The 2,186-nt window shown below is 73.1% G+C and carries 1 protein-coding gene and 3 pseudogenes; 3 read left to right on the top strand and 1 reads right to left on the bottom strand.

Features of this window, described 5'->3' with window-relative positions:
* Nucleotides 1–444 (bottom strand): glutamate-cysteine ligase family protein (locus UG55_RS18840; protein WP_313954626.1); only part of this gene is annotated, 444 nt, incomplete at its 3' end.
* Nucleotides 445–1,217: 773 nt separating this feature from the next.
* On the opposite strand from UG55_RS18840, the pseudogene UG55_RS39140 reads away from it, so the two are divergent.
* The 3 pseudogenes from UG55_RS39140 to UG55_RS39130 form a co-directional block, all read left to right on the top strand.
* Nucleotides 1,218–1,705: pseudogene (locus tag UG55_RS39140) on the top strand (nuclease-related domain-containing protein); the annotation flags it as partial.
* A gap of 1 nt (nucleotide 1,706) precedes the next feature.
* Nucleotides 1,707–1,851: pseudogene (locus UG55_RS39135) on the top strand (NERD domain-containing protein); the annotation flags it as partial.
* A gap of 1 nt (nucleotide 1,852) precedes the next feature.
* Nucleotides 1,853–2,009 (top strand): annotated as a pseudogene (locus tag UG55_RS39130) (NERD domain-containing protein); the annotation flags it as partial.
* Nucleotides 2,010–2,186: the final 177 nt, after the last annotated feature.

Raw genomic sequence — 2,186 nt, 5'->3', positions numbered from 1 at the left:
CGCCACCGGAGAGGCGGCGAACATCGCGATGAGCACCGGCTCCAGGGCATGGGCGAGCCGGAACCGGGCGACGACGTCGTCACCGTCGGTCCCCGCGTCCAGGTTCACCTGGACGGACGCGGTCGAGCACATCATCGTCAGGCCGGCCTCGCCGCCGGAGGCCAGGAAGTGCTCCTCCATCGCGAGGTACCGCGACGCCGAGGAGTGGCGCCGCGACGGGCGCAGCGGGTCGACACCGAGACCGGCGATGCCCAGACCGCGCCGCGCGAGCGCGCTGCGCACCAGCGCGAGGTCGCCGCGCATCGCGGCGACGGCCCCGGCCAGGGGAAGAGGGGGACCGGACAGCTCCAGCTGCCCGCCAGGCTCGAAGGTGAGCCGGCTCCCGCCGGGCAGCCGCGGCAGGCGGCGGGCCGAGGGGGCGCCGGGAGCCGACCCGCCGGCCACCGTGCTGCTTCCGAGTGCGCCGGCGAGGGCTTCGGCGGTCTCCCCGGGCGGGACGGAGCGCTGCGGGTACGCGACGTCGACGACGAACCACTCGAGCTCGATCCCGACCCGCCGGGCGGTTCCACCGGCTTGATCGGCACCGCTGTCCCGCAGGTCGAGCGCGGCGAGCCGGACGACGTCGTCGAATGACCGCAGGATCTCGTCCGGTGCGGCTNCGGGGTGGCTGCTGGCGTCGGTGATGCTGGCGGTGTCGGAGGAAGCGGTGGAAGGTGTGGTCTTTATGTGATCTGCCTCGTCGGTCGTCTCGGCCTGGGCGGGCGGTCCGCCGCGGGCGGTCCGCCCTGCTCNCCCGTCGCCAGAAGCCTCAGGTGTCACGCGCAGTGGCATCGAGNGGCTCCTCTCCCTGCGCCCTGGTCACAAGGCGCCTGTCGTGAGGGCGTTCTCCCCACAGCGGCGGCCTGGCTACCCCTCGACGGGCCGCTGTGAGCTCGCCTCCACCTGGATCAAGTCGTGGAGACGGCTGTCGCTTCCCGAACGGCGGGAGGCGGGGCTGACGTGTTCTTCCGGTTATTCCACGCTTCCAGGCTGTCGTGGTCGTGAATTCGGTGGAAGTGTGATCCTGATGATGGAGATTGCTGGTAGCGGCCGGTGAGGTGATCGCGGCAGACTCGCGGGTACCCCNTGCGGTCCGCCGAAGCGCGGCGGCGGTACCGGGCTGACGGGAGGTGGTGACCGCGGACACTCGTGATCGCGTGTTGGCTGGAAGATCGGCGATGGCCGAGTACCAGCGTCGAAGGCAGTTGTACGCGGCGGAACGCGGTGACAGATCGCGACGTGTGGCCGTGGCGGCGGCAGCCGGTGCGGTTGCCGCGGGAGCGCTCGCCGGATTCCTCTGCCAACTGGTGGGGCTGGCGGCCGGGCGGGTGGCGCAGGTCGTGGTCCTCGCGGCGCTCGCGGTCCTCGGGACCGTCGCCTACCGGCACTACCGCATACCGCCCGAGATCGAGGCCTGGCGGCTGGACGCCGAGGCCGAGCGCCGCACCGCCCGCTGTCTGGACCGGCTCAGCCGGGCCGGGTACGTGGTGCTGCACGACCGGCAGCTCGCCGATTCGGCGGGGAACATCGACCATCTGGTGATCGGTCCATCCGGCGCCTGGGTGATCGAGACGGACACGCACCGCGGTCCGATCCGGCAGAACGGGGCCGGCGTGTGGGCGGGCAAGGTACCCCTGCGCGCGATGCTCGGGCTGGTCGCGTGGACNGGCGAGGAGGCCACCAGCCAGCTCGTCGCCGAGCTGCCCGCCGGCTGGCAGCTCGAGGCCCAGCCGGTCATCGCCTTCGCGCGGGCGGAGGTGCCGAACGGGCTGGCCCTGGTCGACGGCGTCCTGCTGATGCCCGTCTCCGGGANTGCGGACTACATCCTGGCGGCGGGTGTGGTCCTGCGCCCGATCGACGTGGCGCTGCTGGCCGACGTCGCCGAACGGGTCCTGCCGGGCTATGAGGTGGCCGGGCCGCCGGCACTGTGGCCGGCCCGCTCACGGCTGCGGGGCATGCTCCGCCGGTAGCGCCTGACCGCGTGGGCCGGCGGTCCGGTGCGTCGGCGTCCGGTGTGTCGGTGGCCCGGTGTGTCAGTGGGGTGTGGTGGTGCTGCCGGGCGGCGGCTGGCCGTAGCCGTGGTAGGTCGGTGGCACGTCCACGACCTGCGGGTCGGTGACCTGGATGTGGTGGAGGCCCTCCCGCGC

This window comes from Frankia sp. EI5c, assembly GCF_001636565.1.
Taxonomy (GTDB): Bacteria; Actinomycetota; Actinomycetes; order Frankiales; family Frankiaceae; genus Parafrankia.
This window is presented reverse-complemented; position numbering and strand designations above follow the sequence as displayed.